This is a genomic window from Hydrogenophaga sp., assembly GCF_011390835.1.
Classification (GTDB): domain Bacteria; phylum Pseudomonadota; class Gammaproteobacteria; order Burkholderiales; family Burkholderiaceae_C; genus Hydrogenophaga.
Map to the genome: position 1 here is coordinate 58,790 of NZ_JAABRQ010000012.1, position 15,666 is coordinate 74,455.

A 15,666-nucleotide genomic window follows, 5' to 3' on the forward strand; every position below is an offset into this window, starting at 1 on the left:
CACACCATGGACAACTGGCTCACCGCACCCCGATACCTGAGCGAACTGCGCAGCCCGCCCTCTACCCTCCTGGGTGCGGGCAACACCGCGCCGCCTTCGGTGGTCAACTTCCTGACCAGGCTGCGCCTGCTCTACGGCGTGCCGTTCAACCACCTGGTGCCCGACAGCCGCCTGCTGCCGCCTGAGTCGGTGCGCTTTTTTTACATCGACCGCAACTTCACAGACCGCCTGGTTGATGGCGCGCTCAGCGTGGGCAAAACCACGACGCGCGAGTTTTCTCATGCCCAGGCCAGCAACGCGGCGTTGCGCGCCCAGGTTGACGAAGAAGAGCGCAACCTGCGCTTGCAGTTGCGTACACCCGGCGCGCTGAAATTCACGGCGCCGCAGACCGCCGACCTCAGCGGCGTGCTGGTGCGTTCGCGCGCGGTCTCGGGCTGGCCAGGCCTGGAGGTCAAGGCGTACCGCAGCATCACCAGCGCGAGACCGGAAGGCGAGCGGCTGGACCTGCTGCGTATGGACCGCCTCGCGCCCGACGTGCTGCTGTGCATTTTCCAGGGCGTGCCGACCCGGGTCGACATGGAAGAGCCGCGTGAAGGCATCCAGTTCGGTGTCGATCTGATCGACGCCGATGGCAACGGCATCGTCGAGCCCAGCAGTGCCGCGCCCAGTGGCCTGCGGCTGAAGCTGCGCAAACTGAGCGGCACGCTGGCCGGCCAGCTGCTCGGGGCCACGGCCACCAACCTGCGGCCCACGCCCCAGACCGTGGTGGTACCGGTGCGGCGCGGCAATCGGCGCGTGCTGCATGTGCGCGCCTTGCAAGATACCCTAAGCAGCGCGCTGGCCGCCAGCGGCGACCCCGACGCCCAGCCGGGCACGCTCACCGCCGGCGAACTCGCGCTGCAGATGTTCCAGTTCCCGTTCCGGCAGCGCTTTGAAGGCAGCGGCGACGCGCGACGGGTTACCTCGCAGTACATCGACGCGGTACTCAAGGTGGCGGTGATCGCCAAGCCGCTGGAGCCCGACGAGGTGCTGGCCCTGTTCCCCCGAGTGCTCTGAGGTCCTTATGGCGACACGACTGTTTCAGACCGAACTACTGGCGCGCAACCTCACACTGGCCCATGGCATCGTGCCCCGCGAGGTGTTGAACTGGGACAGCGGCGCCTGGCAGGGGCCCCGGGTGTTGGTGCCGATCATGGTCGAAGCCCTGGCAGTGTCGGTCGCCGACGCGGCCACTCGCGAATGGGCCGCGGTGGCGGTGGACCCGCTGGACCCCGAGGCAGCGCGCCCGGCACCGTTCGACACCGTCAAGGACCGGCCGGCGGGTGTGCACCTGCACTGGGCCCTGCCCGACGCGCTCACCCGCGGCAAGCGCCAATCGGCCGACGAAGAGGTGCCGCTGGCGGCTTCCGTGCAGTCCAGCGTGGAGCAGCCCGAGCAGCGCGACCAGCGCCGCACCGAATTCAGCCGCACGCCCAACCGCTGGCTGGTGGTGCGCATGCGCGCGGGCGCCACGCAGACCGCACCGCGCGAGGCAGCGGCCTGGGTGGTTTGCGGCGCGCTCGATCCGGCGCGGCGGCGGGCCGTGCCTCTGGCCGACTGGAGCGAAAACCGGGAGACCGCCGATTCAGCGGTGACCGCGATGGGCCCGGGCGATCCGACCTTTGCCGTCTACTACGACAACACGCGCAACCTGCTGGCGTTTCACGACCCGCTAAAAGACGTGGCCAGCGGACCGCTCAGTTACCTGGTCTGCGGCTGGTACGCACAGCTCGAAGACGATCCGCTTTACGCACCGGTTACCGAGCAGGCCTGGCTGGACTTGATCGAGAGTCTGGGCTGGTCGGTCAACGCGAGCGCTATCGAGCGGCTGCGCAAGGACGCACGGGCTGCCGCTCGCGCTGGCTTTCTGCCAAGTGCCGACCAGAATGACGAGACACGCGCCGGCGAAATCCAGCTCTTTGGCCCTGATCGCGACGGTGGCGACAAGCGCAGCGACGCGTCCTCGCTACTCTTGGGCACAGGGCCATCGCAGTTCACCAAGGACGCCGAGAAGCGCCAGATTAAGTCGCGTGCGGTGTACGCCCGCAAGCAGTTCTTCAGCCGGTTCTGGCCGCGCCAGATGCTGTGCCACGGTGCGTTGTTTGACGTCGCCTGGGGCGGGCGCGGCGGTGCTTTCGACAGCCCGGGTGCGGGCGTGCCGCCAGCGGGCTCGGTGGGACTGGCGGTGGGCAACACCGCGGCGCAAGCCCTGGCGGCGCTGTCGGCCAAGCAGTCGGGCGATGCATCGCTGGCGCGCCTGCTCGACGCGTTCGCCACCGGTGCGCTGTCCGACCTGTCCCAGTCCAGCGGCCTGGCGCGACTGGAGAGCCTGCTGCATGGCGAAGACTTTGCGTCTTCACCCGGTGGCTTTGTGGTGGACCAGATCGAGCAGGGAGACTTGTTTGCGCCGTCGGCAGGCTCCGAGACACCCGGCACCCGCGGCCAGACGGACAAAGGTCTGCTGAAAACCCAGGGCTCGGACACGCGTCAGCTCAAAGTGCAGCGCAGCTTCTTTCGCGCCGACGCCTCGCTCAGCGAACTGCGCGAACGCATGCAGAACCCCGGCAAGCGCCCGGGCGGTGCTGCGGGCCAGGCGCCTGCCGGGCGCCCTCGCACCACCGAAACCGTGCGCCGCGCCATGCCGCGCTGGTTCCAGCCGCGCGATCCGGTGCTGTTGCTCAGCCAGGCGCGGCGGGCCTACAAGCACGGAGAAGACCATGTGATCGACGGTGTGCTGGGTTGCCGCATCAGCGGCCAGACCGTCGACCAGGTCAGTGTGAATCCATGGCGAAGCAGCGAGACGGGGGATCGCAACGCCGCGCTGGTCGATGTGGTTGGTCGCGACCTGAGCACGCGCGACCTGCAGAGCGGCCAGATTCCAGCCGAATGCGGTGCGCTGTTTTTCGAGGCGCTGCTGCTCGATCCGACCACCGTGCCGGTGGCGCAGAACCTGATCGTGCAGCGCGCTCACCGCGTGCGCAGCTCGGCGCGCAGCGACGACCGGGTGGTGTCCGCCGCCATCGCAGGGCGTCGTTACCAGGTGGAGCAGACACTGCTCTATGTGGCCGCGGCCGATCCGCTGATCGACGCCCAGGCGCTGGCAGCCACCTCCAACCTGCGCGGCACCCGTCCGCACCCACTGGCGCTGCAGCTCTGGCGCCGGCCCTGGACCCCGATCGAGATGGACTGGGAGGTCGCCTGGTTCCCGTCGCCCGGCGCCGAGCGCGACTGGGCGCTGCAGCAGACCGACTTCGGACTGCGCGGCGATGTGCCACTGGGCACCGACGGTGAGCCGGCGCTGGTGCTGCGCGGGCGCAGCTTGCTCACGCCATCGGTGGCGCGCACGCTGGAGCGCCACCTCAAGCGCTTTCTGGAGGACGAGGACAGCGGCGAGCGCGACGAAGCCACACCCAGCGAAGAGGCCGACCTGGCGCGCGCCATGCGCGATTTCGCCAAGCTCGATGTGCTGGGCACCTCGCTTTCGGGCTTGCACGACACCCTGATGGCGCGTCGCCCGGTGCCCGGGCTGGCCGGTGAACCGGCGCCCGACGCCTGGCTGCCGATCCCGGAGGCCCGTGCGCTGTGGCTGCTGCGGGCGGGCCACCTGCGCGTGCAGCGCGCGCGGGTGATCGACGCGTTTGGGCAGTTTCACGAATTGGCGCCCGCGGTGCTCGCCGCGCCGACGCGGGCCGAAGACCTGGTGAGCCGCGCCGGCCCCGCGTTTCTCGCCCTGCCGCCGCGCATCCAGGAGCCAGCTCGGCTGATGTTCCGTCTGCTCGACGCCAGCGCTGCACCCGGCGCCGAGGTGCGCGAAGCCACGCGCGAACGCTCCCCGGTCTGCGGCTGGATCGTGCCCGACCACCTGGATGAAGCGGTGGAGGTGTTTGACGCCCAGGGTCAGGCCAGCGGCCAGCTGCAGCCAGCCGACGACGGTCGCACGCTGGAATGGCAGGGCGTGCCCGGCGTGGCCGATGCGCTGGGCGCACCGCCACAGCTGGCGCAGCCCCAGCTCGCCGGCTTTGTGCAGGGGCTGCTGGACCACGGCCTGCGCGACCGCGAGCGTCTGGCCTCAGAAGACCCACCAAGCGAGAGCGCGCTGTCTGCCCTGTTGCGCATGGTCGATGCCACGCTCTGGAGCACCGACCCGGTGGGACGGGCTGGTAGCGAACACCTGAGCCTGCTGGTGGGGCATCCGCTGGCGCTGGTGCGCGCTGAACTGCGGCTGGAGGTGCAGGACGGCGGCGTGACCGCCATCGTACAAGGCGCGTTGTACGACGACGCGCGCGACGAACTGGAGCGCACGCCGCTTCCGGTTCGCCTGGGCGAGGTGCTGTCGCTCGACGACGGCCTGATGGGCTATTTCATCAACGACGACTACAGTCGCTTCTATCCGATCCACGACTCGCTGGCGCCTCAGGCCTGGCCGATCGGCCCGGGTCAGGGCTTTCTGGGCTCGCTGGCTGGCGCGCCCAACACCGCGGGCCGCGCGGTGCGCCACCCCTACATCGACCGCACGCCGCAGGTCTGGATCCGGCCCGGGCAGCGCGTGCGGCTCACCCTGGTGCTGGACCCTCGCGGTGCGGTGCACGCCACCTGCGGCTTCCTGCCGCGCAAGAAGATCGAGCTCATGCGCGAGCACGTGGCGCCGGCGCTGGAGGCGCTGAACTTCACTTTCCGCGTCGGCCCGGTGCTGGTGGATCCGGACACCATCCGCATGCCACTGCCGTCCGAGATCGCTGGGGGCTGGAGCTGGGTACGGCGCGTCAACGTGACGACTTGGCAGGAAGATCCGGTGATCAAGGCCAGCCAGGACGCGTTGCTGCCCGACACGCCGGCCTTGCTCACCGAAGGCTGGCTCAAGCTCAGCGGCGCGCTGGTGACGCCACCCGACGAGCGCTGACTCGCGCTGGACCAAATCCACTTTCGCGCTTGCTTCAGGCCGCGCTGCCCGGTGGTTTGCTGGTCGTCCAGCGCCAGCCCGTTGGCGGCCAAGCTGTCACCAGGCCAAGCACCAATCCCCACATACCACCGGCCAGGTGGGCGGCCAGGACGACCGACATGTCGTTGCCTGGGTCCCAGACCACCGGTCGCGACCAGCCTTGTTCCAGGGCCAGCTTGGCCATAACGGCCAGCAGCAGCAAGCCACCCCAGCGGCGTGCCTTGGGCACACGAATGCGCTTGAACAGCAGGTGCACCGCGAGCACCAGCGCACCTGCGTGCAACACCCCCGACAGGCCCACCGCATAGCCGATCTGTGGCCAGATCAGCAGCGTGAGCGTGGTCAGCGGCCAAGCCAGCAGCCAGGCGATTGCACAGGCACGTGGCGGGTGCACGATCCAGGCCGTGGCGGTGAGCGCGCCCAGCGCGAGCTGATTGCCGATCAGGTGCGGTGTGTTCATGTGCACCCAGGCGGTGGTCCACAGCGTCCAGGGCTTGCCTGCCCAGCCGTCGGAGCGAAAGGTCAGGGTCTCGACCAGGTTGTCGCCAGCCCACCAGAGCAGCATGCTGGCCACGCCATGCAGTGCGCACAGCAGCAGCCAGTCGCGCACGGACGGCTTCATATCAGTGGCGCAGGCGATCTATCGGGCTCAGCACCTAGCACGTGAAGCCAGAGCGCGCGCACCGCGGATGCAGCATCCTGCACCCGCTCCTTGTCGATTTGCGTCGGCACTTCATCGAGCCGGGCCCGGTGCTGGATCATGCGCAGCTCGCGGTAGGCCAGCGCCGCCGCTTCGCCGATGCCACTCGGCACTAGGCCAGCAGCCTCGATCAGCCGAAGCAGCTTGATGTTGCCCGTGTTGGGCCGCAGCTCGGCATGTGCGCGCGAATAGGCAAGCACGATGTACTGCACCGCAAACTCCACGTCGACCATGCCGCCCGCGCTGTGCTTGACGTCGAATAGCTCGCCGCGCACCGGGCGGGCGCTGCGGATCTTCTGGCGCATGGTACGGATCTCGGTGGCCAGCGCGCTTGCATCGCGTTCGGCGGTGATGACCGCGGTGCGCACCGCGTCGAAGCGCTCGCGCAGCGTGGGGGTTGCGTTGCCATCGCCGGGCTGCCCCAAGTCGGCGGCAGCCTCCTCGGGGGGCCGCGCACCTCGCGCAGTGGGCAGCGTGGGGACAATTTCCTCCCACCCCATGACAAATCGAGCGCGTGTCATGGCCTGGTGTTCCCAGGTCCAGGCGGTGTTGGTGCCGCGCTGCAGCTGGTAGCGCTCGTAGGCCTCGAAGCTGGTGACGAGCAGCCCCGAATTGCCGTTGGGCCGCAGAGCGGTGTCGATCTCGTACAGGTCGCCCTCACTGGTCTTGACCGTGAGCCAATTGATGAGCTTGCGCACAAAAGTGGCGTAGAGCTCGCCAGCGTTTTCGTGATCGTCTTCATACACGAAGACGATGTCCAGATCGCTGCCATAGCCCAGCTCTTTGCCGCCCAGCTTGCCGTAGGCAATGATCGCGATGCGTGGCACCTCGCAGTGGCGGTTTTTCATGCGCGCCCAGCACCATTGGGTGGCCACGCGCAACACCGCGTCTGCCAGTGCGGTGAGGTCGTCGGCGACCTCTTCCACGGTGAGTTTTTTCTCCAGATCGCGCGCCAGGGTGCGAAACACCTCGGCGTGGTGGGCGCGGCGCAAGATGTTGAGCAGCTCCTCCTCGTCGTCTTCGCCGGTGGACTGCAGCGCGGCGCGGCGCGAGGCCAGTTCGGCTTCGAACTGCGCTGCGCTGAAGCGCTCCTGCAGCATCTGGTCGCTGGCCAGCTCGTCGATCACGCCGGGGTGCTTGAGCAGGTAGCGCGCCGGCCAGCGGGCTGCACCGAGCAAGCGCAGCAGCCGCTCGTGCACGGCGGGGCGCTCCTGCAGCAAGGCCAGGTAACTCTCGCGTCGAAAGAGCGGCTCGATCCAGTCGGCCATGCGCAGCGCAGCGACTTCGGTGACCCGGCCGTCTTCCAGCCAGGCTCCGGTGCGCTCGATCAGGCGCACCAGGCGCACGCGCGCGTCTTCGCGAAGCGCGAGAAAGCGGGGTTGTTCGATCCACTCCGCCACCCGAGCTGCGAAGGCCTCAGGCAGTTGCGGCAAGACGCTCGCCAAGTCGGCCGTCGCTGTGCGTGAGCCGCCATTGCAGCCCTTGCCTTTGCACTGGCCCTGGTCGGCACCGCCGAGCAGGGTGTCGAACTCGTGCGCCACGGTCTCGCGGTGCGCGTCCAGGGTGTGAAGGAACTCGCACACGCTGGCGCAGCCCATCGTCGCCGCCAGCCAGGCGAGGTCGTCGTCGCGCGTGGGCAAGGTGTGGGTTTGCTGGTCGTCCAGGTACTGAATGCGGTGTTCCACGCGGCGCAGGAAGTCGTAGGCCTCGCCGAGCGCGTTGGCGGTGGCCTGAGGCATCAGGTTGGCGCGGCTTAGGCGCTTGAGTGCGTCCATGGTGGGCCTGGTGCGCAGCTCTGGAAACTGGCCACCGCGCACCACCTGCAGCAGCTGCACGGTGAACTCGATCTCGCGGATGCCGCCGCGCGAGAGCTTCACATCGTTGGCGCGGCCCGGGTTGCCCGCCGCGCGCTTGGCCGCATGTTCGCGGATCTGGCGGTGCAGGGTGCGCAGCGCGTCGAACACGCTGTAGTCCAGGTAGCGGCGGAACACAAAAGGCAGCACTACGCCGCGCAAGGCGCTGGCACTCTGGTCGGCGATGCAGGCGGCGGGTGAGATGACTCGGCTCTTGAGCCAGGCGAAGCGCTCCCACTCGCGACCCTGCACCAGGAAATACTCCTCTAGCGCGCCCAGCGACACGGCGCTCGGCCCCGAGTTGCCATTGGGGCGCAGCGCTAGGTCGACGCGAAACACGTTGCCGTGTTCGGTGGTCTCGCCCACCGTGTTGTAAATGTGCTTGACTGCCTTGCCGAAGTACTCATGGTTGCTGATGCTGCCGCGGCCTTGCGCGTTACCGGCGGTCTCGCCATCCTCGTCATAGACGTAGATCAGATCGATGTCGCTCGACACATTGAGCTCGCGCGCACCGAGCTTGCCCATGCCGATCACCCAGAGCTGGGCGCGCTGATCGCGGCCGTCAGCGTCGAGATACCGGGGTTCTCCGTGAGCTGTGTCGAGTTCGGCGAAGGCCAGTGTGCAGGCCACATCCAGCGACAGCTCGGCCAGCTCGGTCACGCCGCGCGTGACCTCGGCCAGCGACGCTGACTGCTCGCAGTCCAGCACCGCCAGCCGCTCCACCACCAGTTGCCGCAGCACGCGCAGCGCGGCCGGTAGGGGCAGCCCCTTCTCCTGCAAGGCCTCCAGGCCTGCTTGCATCGACGCGCGCACCGGGGCACCCGCGGGCAGCACACCCAGTTCGGCGGCAAAGCGCCGGCGCACGCGCTGCACAAAACGGGAGTAACCAGCGCCCGGGTTGTCCAGTGGCGCGTCGCTGCGGTGAGGGGGGGTCACGTTTGTTGGCAAAGTGCTGTGCGCTGCTGCGGAACCTGTAGCGTGGCTGGCCGTCATAATTTGCGGTGGATATGAACCCAAAGCCCGCGACCATTGCCTCCTCCTCGCGAGGTCTCAAGACACTGTCGGTGGTGACGCGGCTCCTGTTGTGGCTGGTGCTGGCGGCCTGGAGTCTGTTTGCGCTCACCTGGGGCGTTCTTCAGCTGTGGATTGTGCCGCGGATCGGCGAATGGCGCCCGGACCTCGAACGCTGGGCCACGAATGCGGTGGGGGTACCGGTGAAAGTCGGCGAGATCGTGGCGATGCCACGCGCCTCGGGTGCCGGCCCGCTGCCCTCGTTCATACCGGCATTCGAGTTGCGTGATGTGCGCCTGTACGACGCGCAAGGCCGCGTGGCGCTGCAGCTGCCGATGGTGCGCACCGCGGTGTCGGTCGGATCCTTGTGGCGCCTGAGCTTCGAACAGCTGGTGATCGAGCGCCCGGTGCTGGACGTGCGGCGCACGGCGCTAGGTCGCATCGAGGTGGCCGGGCTGGATTTCTCGGGTTCGGAGAGCGGCGACGGCAGCGCGGCGGACTGGTTTTTCAATCAGCCGGAGTTTGTCATCCAGGGGGGCGAGGTTCGCTGGACCGACGAGCTGCGCCAGCAGCCCGCGCTGGTGCTGCAGGCGCTCGATCTGGTGGTGCGCAACGGAGCCCGCAGCCACCAGATCCGCGTCGATGCCACGCCGCCACCCGAATGGGGCGAGCGCTTCAGCGCGCTGGCCCAGCTGCGGGAGCCTCTGTTGCGCTTCTCCGTCCCGTCTGCTGCTCCTGGCCAGCCTTGGCAGCGCTGGGACGGCCAGCTGTACGCCAACCTCCCGCGGGTGGATGTGACCCGTCTGCGGGCTCATGTCGATCTGTCGGACTGGGGTGTTGCATTGCGCAGCGGTCGAGGGGGCGTGCGTGCGTGGGCTGACGTGGCGCGCGGTCGTATCACCGGCATCACCACCGATCTGGCCCTGACCGCAGTCGACGTGCAGCTCGGCCCCACGCTGCCGCCTTTGCTGCTCGACGAAATCAGCGGCCGTCTGGCAGGTCAGTGGGACGACGAGGGCCTGGGCCTGAGCACCGAGGCACTGCGCTTTCGCACCCGGGAAGGCGAGACCTGGCCCGGCGGGCGCCTTTACCTGAAGCACACCCGCGCGGCACCCGGGCGCGCACCCGCGCTGGCATTCACCGCCGACGAACTCGATCTGGCGGCGCTGTCGGCAATCGCCACCCGCTTGCCACTGACCTCGGCCACCCACGCCACGCTCGCCAGCCTGCGCCCAGCCGGCCGCGCCAGTGGTCTGAACCTCACCTGGCAGGGGGATCCGGGTGTGGCGCCGGCTGATGGCGCGCTGATTGACTGGCAACGTGGCCGCTACCAGGTTAAGGGCCGCGTTGACGGGCTGGCGTTGGCCAGCCTGCCGCGCACGCGCGGTGTCAACGACGCGGAGGTACCCCTGCCTGGGAGACCCGGTCTGTCCGGTGCCACCGTGGATTTCGACCTCAATCAGGAAGGTGGGCGCGCCACCTTGTCGATGGCCCAGGGTTCGATTGATCTCCCAGGTGTGTTCCAGGACAGTGTGGTGGCACTGGACCGGCTGCAGGCCGACGCAAGCTGGCGCCTGCTGGGCGAGCGCATCGAGGTCCAGCTCGACAACGTGCGGATGGCCAATGCCGACGCCGAAGGCACGGCGCAAGTGCGCTGGCAGACCAGCGACCCGGCCATGAGTCCGTCGCGTTCCCGCTTTCCCGGCGTGCTGGACCTCAACGCCAAGCTGACCCGCGCCAACGCCACGCGGGTGCACCGCTACCTGCCCCTGACCGTGGGCCCGCTGGCGCAGCGCTATGTGCGCGAAGCGGTGCGCGCGGGTCAGGCGAGTCAGGTCGATTTCCGCGTGCAAGGCGACCTGTGGGACATGCCCTTCAACTTGCCTGGGACCCAGGGCACGTTCCGCATTGCTGCCCAGCTGCAAGACTTGGATTTCGTTTATGTGCCGCCCTATTTGCAGGTGGACGGGGACACGCCGTGGCCTGCGCTGAAAGGCTTGCGCGGTGAACTGGTACTCGACCGCACAGCGATGACCTTGACGAGCGCCGAGTCCGGGCTGGAGGGTGCGCCCAATGTGCGGCTGAGCCAGGCGCAGATCGACATCGACGACCTAGCCCAGACCACCACCCTGGTGGTGAGCGCCCGCGCTCAGGGACCGGCCAACGAGGTGCTGGGCTTTGTGCGCAACAGTCCCGTGAACTTCATGACGGGTCAGGCGCTGGCCCGTGCCCGCATAGGCGGCAACGCAGGCGTGCAGTTGCAGCTCACGCTGCCGATGTACGCCATCACCTCGACCAGGGTCAGCGGCACGGTGGCGCTCGCGGGCAACGACGTGCAGATCAGCCCCGAGGCGCCGCTGCTCGGCCGCGCCAGCGGCAGCCTGCAGTTCAGCGAGCAGGGGTTTCAGGTCAGCGGTGCGCAGGCCCAGTTGTACGGTGGGCCGGTGCGTTTTGACGGCGGCATGCGCCCTGCGCCAGGGGGGACTGGGCCGCGCATCCGCTTCCAGGGCCAGGGCACCGCCAGCGCCGAAGGCCTGAGCCAGGCCGGTCTGGGCTTTGTCTCGCGCCTGTTCGAGAAGGCGAGCGGTAACGCTCCCTACACCGCGCAGCTGGGGTTCCGAGGGGGTGTGCCCGAGTTGCTGGTCACCAGCAACCTGCAGGGCATGGCAATCGACCTGCCAGCGCCGCTGGGCAAAAACGCCGAGTCCCTGCTGCCGCTTCGTTACGACAACGCGGTGCTGAGCGAAGTGGACGACGTGGCGCGCAGCGATCGGTTGCGAGTGCAGATGGGCCCGACCAACCTGCCGCTGGTGGATCTGCAGTACGAGCGCGACATCACCGGCGCAGAGCCGCGCGTATTGCGCGGCAGCGTGGCGGTAGGGCTGGACGCAGCCGAGTCGGCGCCGCTGCCCGCCGCGGGCGTGCTGGCTAACATCCGCTTCAAGCAGATCGATGTGGACGACTGGCAGCGCGCGTTCCAGGCGGCCACCGGCGCGGGGGTGCGTGCCGACTCGGCGCCTGGCCCGGCGATGACCGGCCCCCAGCTGGGCTACCTACCCACCACGCTCGCGGTGCGCGCCGAACAGCTGACCGTGGACGGGCGTTCATTCAATGGCGTGGTGCTTGGTGGATCGCGCGAGGGCACGCTGTGGCGGGCCAACGTCGATGCCTTTGAACTCAGCGGCTATGGCGAATACCGCCAGCCCGGACCTGGCAACGCCGGCAGTGTGTTCGCCCGCCTGGCGCGGCTGCAGATCACGCCGTCGGTTGCGACCGAGGTGGAGCAGCTGCTGCAGCAGCCGCGCAGTGTGCCGGCGCTGGACATCGCGGTGGACGACCTGACGTTGGGTGAGCGGAGCCTGGGGCGCGTCGAGGTGCAGGCGGTCAACCGCGGCGGTGTGGGCCGAGCCAGCGAATGGCGCCTCAACCGGCTGGCGCTGACCTTGCCCGAAGCGCGCTTGAGCGCCACGGGCAACTGGGCTGCCGACCCCAAGGCCGGTAGCCCCGGCGCGCCGCGCCGCGCCGCGATGGATTTCGAGCTGGAGGTCGCCGACTCGGGTCAGCTGCTCAACCGCTTTGGTCGCGCCGGCGTGGTGCGCGGCGGCAAGGGCCGCATCGTTGGTCAGCTGGCTTGGCTGGGATCCCCTCTGGCGGTGGATTACGCCAGCCTGTCGGGCCAGCTCAAGGCCGATTTTGAGCGGGGCCAGTTTCTGAAGGTCGAGCCTGGAGCGGCCAAGTTGCTTGGTGTGCTCAGTCTGCAGGCCTTGCCGCGGCGGCTGGCGCTGGATTTTCGCGATGTGTTTTCCGAAGGTTTTGCCTTTGACTTTGTCCGCGGGGATGCACGCATTGACCAGGGCGTGATCTTCACCAACAACGTGCAGATGAAGGGCGTGAACGCGGCGGTGTTGATGGAGGGCAGCGCCAACATCGCACGCGAAACGCAGGACCTCAAAGTGGTGGTGGTGCCCGAGATCAATGCCGGCACCGCATCGCTGATCGCCACCGCGATCAATCCCGCGATTGGCCTGGGCACCTTCCTCGCGCAGTTCCTGCTGCGCCAGCCCCTGCAGAGCGCCGCCACGCAGCAGTTTCAGATCAGTGGCAGCTGGGCTGACCCGCAGGTCGAGAAAATCGAGCGCGCCGCAGCCGGAGCCACGCCGCCAGCTGCCGGCAACGCAACCCCCGCGGCACAATAGACGCTCCGGTGTCGCACGCCGGATCCAAGGAGTTCACATGAAAGTCGCCGCCATCCAGATGGTCTCGGGCATCAGCCTGGACGCCAACCTCAGCGAAGCCCTGCGCCTGCTGACGCAGGCGGCAAGAGCCGGCGCCGAGTTCGCGGTGCTGCCCGAGTATTTTTGCTTCATGGGCCACAAGGACGAGGACAAGCTGGTGCTCGCCGAGACGCCCGGGCTGGGCAAGGTGCAGGATTTTCTGAGCGACGCCGCGCGCGACCTCAAGCTCTGGATCGTGGGTGGCACGCTGCCGATGGCCATCGACGACCCGACCCACGTGGCCAACGCCTCGCTGGCCTACACGCCCAAGGGCCAGTGTGTGAGCCGATACGACAAGATTCACCTGTTTCGCTACGACAACGGGCGCGAGCGCTACGACGAAGGGGTGGTGCTGCGCGCGGGCGAAACGCCCACTGCGTTTGATCTCAACGACCGCTCCGGTCAGTCCTGGCGCATTGGTCAGAGTGTGTGCTACGACCTGCGCTTCGCCGAGCTCTACCGCCTGTTGGCGGCCGACGTGCTGCTCGTGCCCTCGGCCTTCACCTACACCACTGGCCAAGCCCACTGGGAGGTGCTGCTGCGCGCGCGCGCGATCGAAAACCAGGCCTTCGTGATCGCCAGCGCCCAGGGCGGCGTGCATGAAAACGGTCGCCGCACCTGGGGTCACACCATGGTGATCGACCCCTGGGGCGAGGTGTTGGCGCTGCAGTCGGTGGGCCCGGGCGTGGTCCTGGCCGATCTGGATGTCGCGCGGCTGGCCAGCGTGCGCGAACAGCTGCCCACGCTGCAACACCGGCGCCTGTGAAGTCACAGGCAGCGACCAGCGCCGGGCGCTGGTCCGAGGTCTTGCACTCGCGCCGCGGCTGGCTCTGGGGTGCGCTCCTGCTGCTGGTGTCGGTGTTGCTGAGTGTGCTGGTGTTTCTGGCCGGCGAGTTTGAAGAGGCGCGCGATCAGGCGGCGCTGGAGCGCGACGCCGCTTCGCTGGTGAGTGACATCCGCAGCGAGCTGGTGCGCAATGTGCAAACCCTGCAGGCGTTGCACAGCGTGGCGCCCTCCGCCGAGCGCTGGGCTGCACCGGCGGACCATCTGCTGATCGAACACCGCGAGATCGTGCGCGTGGAATGGCGAAGCAACAGCTATCGCTTGCTGGCGCAGCGCGACACGCCTTACCTCGCCAGCTTGGTGGGCCATATCGAACGCGATGCCTTCCTGCCCGAGGTGCGCCAGGCCTGCGATAACGCCGTGCGCCTCTCTGGCCCAGCCTTCTCTGCCAGCTATTTCTGGCCGCTGAGTGAGGGCCGTGGCCTGGAGCTGATGGAAATGTGCCTGCCCTTGGTGCGTGCCGGCCTGCCCGACGGCTTTCTGGTCGCGACCCATGGTTTGCAGGGCGTTTTGACCGAGTTCACCGACAAGGACCTGGTGCGTGGGCGCGGTCTTTCTTTCAACGAGGCCGACGGCACCCGTCTGGCCATTCTGAGCCAGGCGCCCGAGAGCGTGCGCAGTCTGAACGCCCAGGCCCTGCTGGACTTGCCTGGCCACACCCTGAATCTGCGGCTGGAAGCGCCGCTGCTGCCGCTGGGCCTGTTTCCCAACGTGCTGACCGCCGTGGTGGGCGTGCTCTCGCTGGCGCTGCTGGTGGTGCTGGCGCTGCTGGGGCGCGACATGCGGTTGCGCCAGCGCGCCGAGCTGGAGGTGGCCGAGGCGCTGGCCTTTCGCAAGGCGATGGAGAACTCGCTGGTCACCGGTCTGCGCGCGCGCGACATGGATGGCCGCATCACCTATGTGAACCCAGCGTTCTGCCAGATGGTCGGCTACAGCGCCGAGGAGCTGCTGGGCGCTGGCCTGCCCGCCCCCTGGTGGCCGCCCGAGCGAGTGGATGAGTACCAGCACCGCCGATCGCTTCGCCTCTCAGGCCAGAACCTGCCGCGCGAGGGCTACGAATCGGTGTTCCAGCGCCGCGACGGCACGCGCTTTCCGGTGCTCATCATTGAGGCACCGCTGATCGACGCCCAGGGGCAGCAGACTGGTCACATGAGCGCCATGCTCGACATCACCGAGCAGCGCCGAATCGAAGACCTCAACCGCGCGTCACAAGACCGGCTGCAGGCCACCGCCCGCCTCACCACGGTGGGCGAGATGGCCTCGCTGCTCAGCCACGAGCTCAACCAGCCCCTTGCCGCCATCGCCAGCTACGCCACCGGCACCCTGAACCTGCTGGAAGACGGCAACAACCGAGGCACACCCGATGAGCTGCGCCAGGCGATGCGCCGCATCGGCGAGCAGGCCGATCGCGCAGGACGGGTGATCAAGAGTGTGGCTGACTTTGTGCGGCGACGCGAGCAGACGCGAGAAGCGGTGGCGCCGCTGGATCTGGTGGACGCGATCGCGCCGCTGCTGTCGCTGCAAGCCAAGAAGCTGGGCATCCGGCTGCAGATCGACTTTGCGCCCGCGCTGCCGCCCGTGTGGTGCGACCGCACCCTGATCGAGCAGGTGCTTCTCAACCTGGCGCGCAACGGCATGCAGGCCATGCCCGAGGGCCATCCCACGCTGGTGTCCGGGCTGCGCGTGCTGCGCCTGGCTGCGACGCAGCCGCGCCTGTCGGCGCGTGGCGTGGGCGGATCGCTATCGCACAAGGCCTGGGTCGAGTTCTCGGTGACCGACCATGGGGAAGGCCTGAGCGATGCCGTGGCTAGCCAGCTGTTCACGCCGTTTTTCACCACCAAGGCTGAAGGCATGGGGCTGGGCCTGAGCCTGTGCCGCACCGTGGTCGAGCAGCATGGCGGCGCGCTGAGCTTTGATCCCGCGCTACCGCGCGGTACGGTGTTCCGCTTCACGCTGCCGGCCGACGTTGGGCCGCCAGTCCATTGAGCGGGTTTCATGCCGCCCTAT

At 68.5% G+C, this 15,666-nt stretch carries 7 protein-coding genes; 5 read left to right on the forward strand and 2 right to left on the reverse strand.

Annotated features, from left to right (window positions below; genetic code table 11):
- The first annotated feature begins 6 nt into the window (after window positions 1-6).
- Together GPT34_RS09020 and GPT34_RS09025 are read left to right on the forward strand one after the other, a co-directional pair.
- A complete protein-coding gene (locus GPT34_RS09020) occupies window positions 7-1,056 on the forward strand; it encodes a hypothetical protein (protein ID WP_291011286.1) in 1,050 nt (349 codons plus the stop codon).
- Window positions 1,057-1,063: 7 nt separating this feature from the next.
- A complete protein-coding gene (locus GPT34_RS09025) occupies window positions 1,064-4,939 on the forward strand; it encodes a hypothetical protein (protein WP_291011288.1) in 3,876 nt (1,291 codons plus the stop codon).
- A gap of 34 nt (window positions 4,940-4,973) precedes the next feature.
- Here the strand turns inward: GPT34_RS09025 and GPT34_RS09030 are convergent, their stop codons facing one another.
- Both GPT34_RS09030 and glnE read right to left on the reverse strand, forming a co-directional pair.
- Complete coding sequence (locus tag GPT34_RS09030; protein ID WP_291011290.1) at window positions 4,974-5,600, reverse strand: rhomboid family intramembrane serine protease; 627 nt, start codon at window positions 5,598-5,600, stop codon at window positions 4,974-4,976.
- Window positions 5,597-8,524 (reverse strand): bifunctional [glutamate--ammonia ligase]-adenylyl-L-tyrosine phosphorylase/[glutamate--ammonia-ligase] adenylyltransferase, encoded by a 2,928-nt coding sequence (gene glnE / locus GPT34_RS09035; protein ID WP_291011292.1) that lies wholly within the window; start codon window positions 8,522-8,524, stop codon window positions 5,597-5,599. Before glnE ends, GPT34_RS09030 begins: the two co-directional genes overlap by 4 nt.
- A 14-nt stretch (window positions 8,525-8,538) precedes the next feature.
- Here glnE and GPT34_RS09040 point away from each other — a divergent pair, with 14 nt between their 5' ends.
- Genes GPT34_RS09040 through GPT34_RS09050 form a run of 3 tightly spaced genes read left to right on the forward strand, consistent with a single transcriptional unit; the run spans window position 8,539 to window position 15,645 of the window.
- The gene (locus GPT34_RS09040; protein ID WP_291011294.1) at window positions 8,539-12,738 is read left to right on the forward strand and encodes a YhdP family protein; all 4,200 of its coding nucleotides are present in this window, start codon (window positions 8,539-8,541) and stop codon (window positions 12,736-12,738) included.
- A 37-nt stretch (window positions 12,739-12,775) separates the two neighbouring features.
- Window positions 12,776-13,582: a carbon-nitrogen hydrolase family protein gene (locus GPT34_RS09045; protein ID WP_291011296.1), complete on the forward strand. Its 807-nt coding sequence runs from the start codon at window positions 12,776-12,778 to the stop codon at window positions 13,580-13,582.
- Complete coding sequence (locus GPT34_RS09050; RefSeq protein ID WP_291011298.1) at window positions 13,579-15,645, forward strand: PAS domain S-box protein; 2,067 nt, start codon at window positions 13,579-13,581, stop codon at window positions 15,643-15,645. The genes GPT34_RS09045 and GPT34_RS09050 overlap by 4 nt, the downstream gene beginning before the upstream one ends.
- The last annotated feature ends 21 nt before the right edge of the window (window positions 15,646-15,666 follow it).

Bases quoted from the DNA above. Each gene is read 5' to 3' on its own strand.
- GPT34_RS09020 (WP_291011286.1), top strand. From the start codon at position 7: ATGGACAACTGGCTCACCGCACCCCGATACCTGAGCGAACTGCGCAGC.
- GPT34_RS09025 (WP_291011288.1), top strand. From the start codon at position 1,064: ATGGCGACACGACTGTTTCAGACCGAACTACTGGCGCGCAACCTCACA.
- GPT34_RS09030 (WP_291011290.1), bottom strand. From the start codon at position 5,600: ATGAAGCCGTCCGTGCGCGACTGGCTGCTGCTGTGCGCACTGCATGGC.
- glnE (WP_291011292.1), bottom strand. From the start codon at position 8,524: ATGACGGCCAGCCACGCTACAGGTTCCGCAGCAGCGCACAGCACTTTG.
- GPT34_RS09040 (WP_291011294.1), top strand. From the start codon at position 8,539: ATGAACCCAAAGCCCGCGACCATTGCCTCCTCCTCGCGAGGTCTCAAG.
- GPT34_RS09045 (WP_291011296.1), top strand. From the start codon at position 12,776: ATGAAAGTCGCCGCCATCCAGATGGTCTCGGGCATCAGCCTGGACGCC.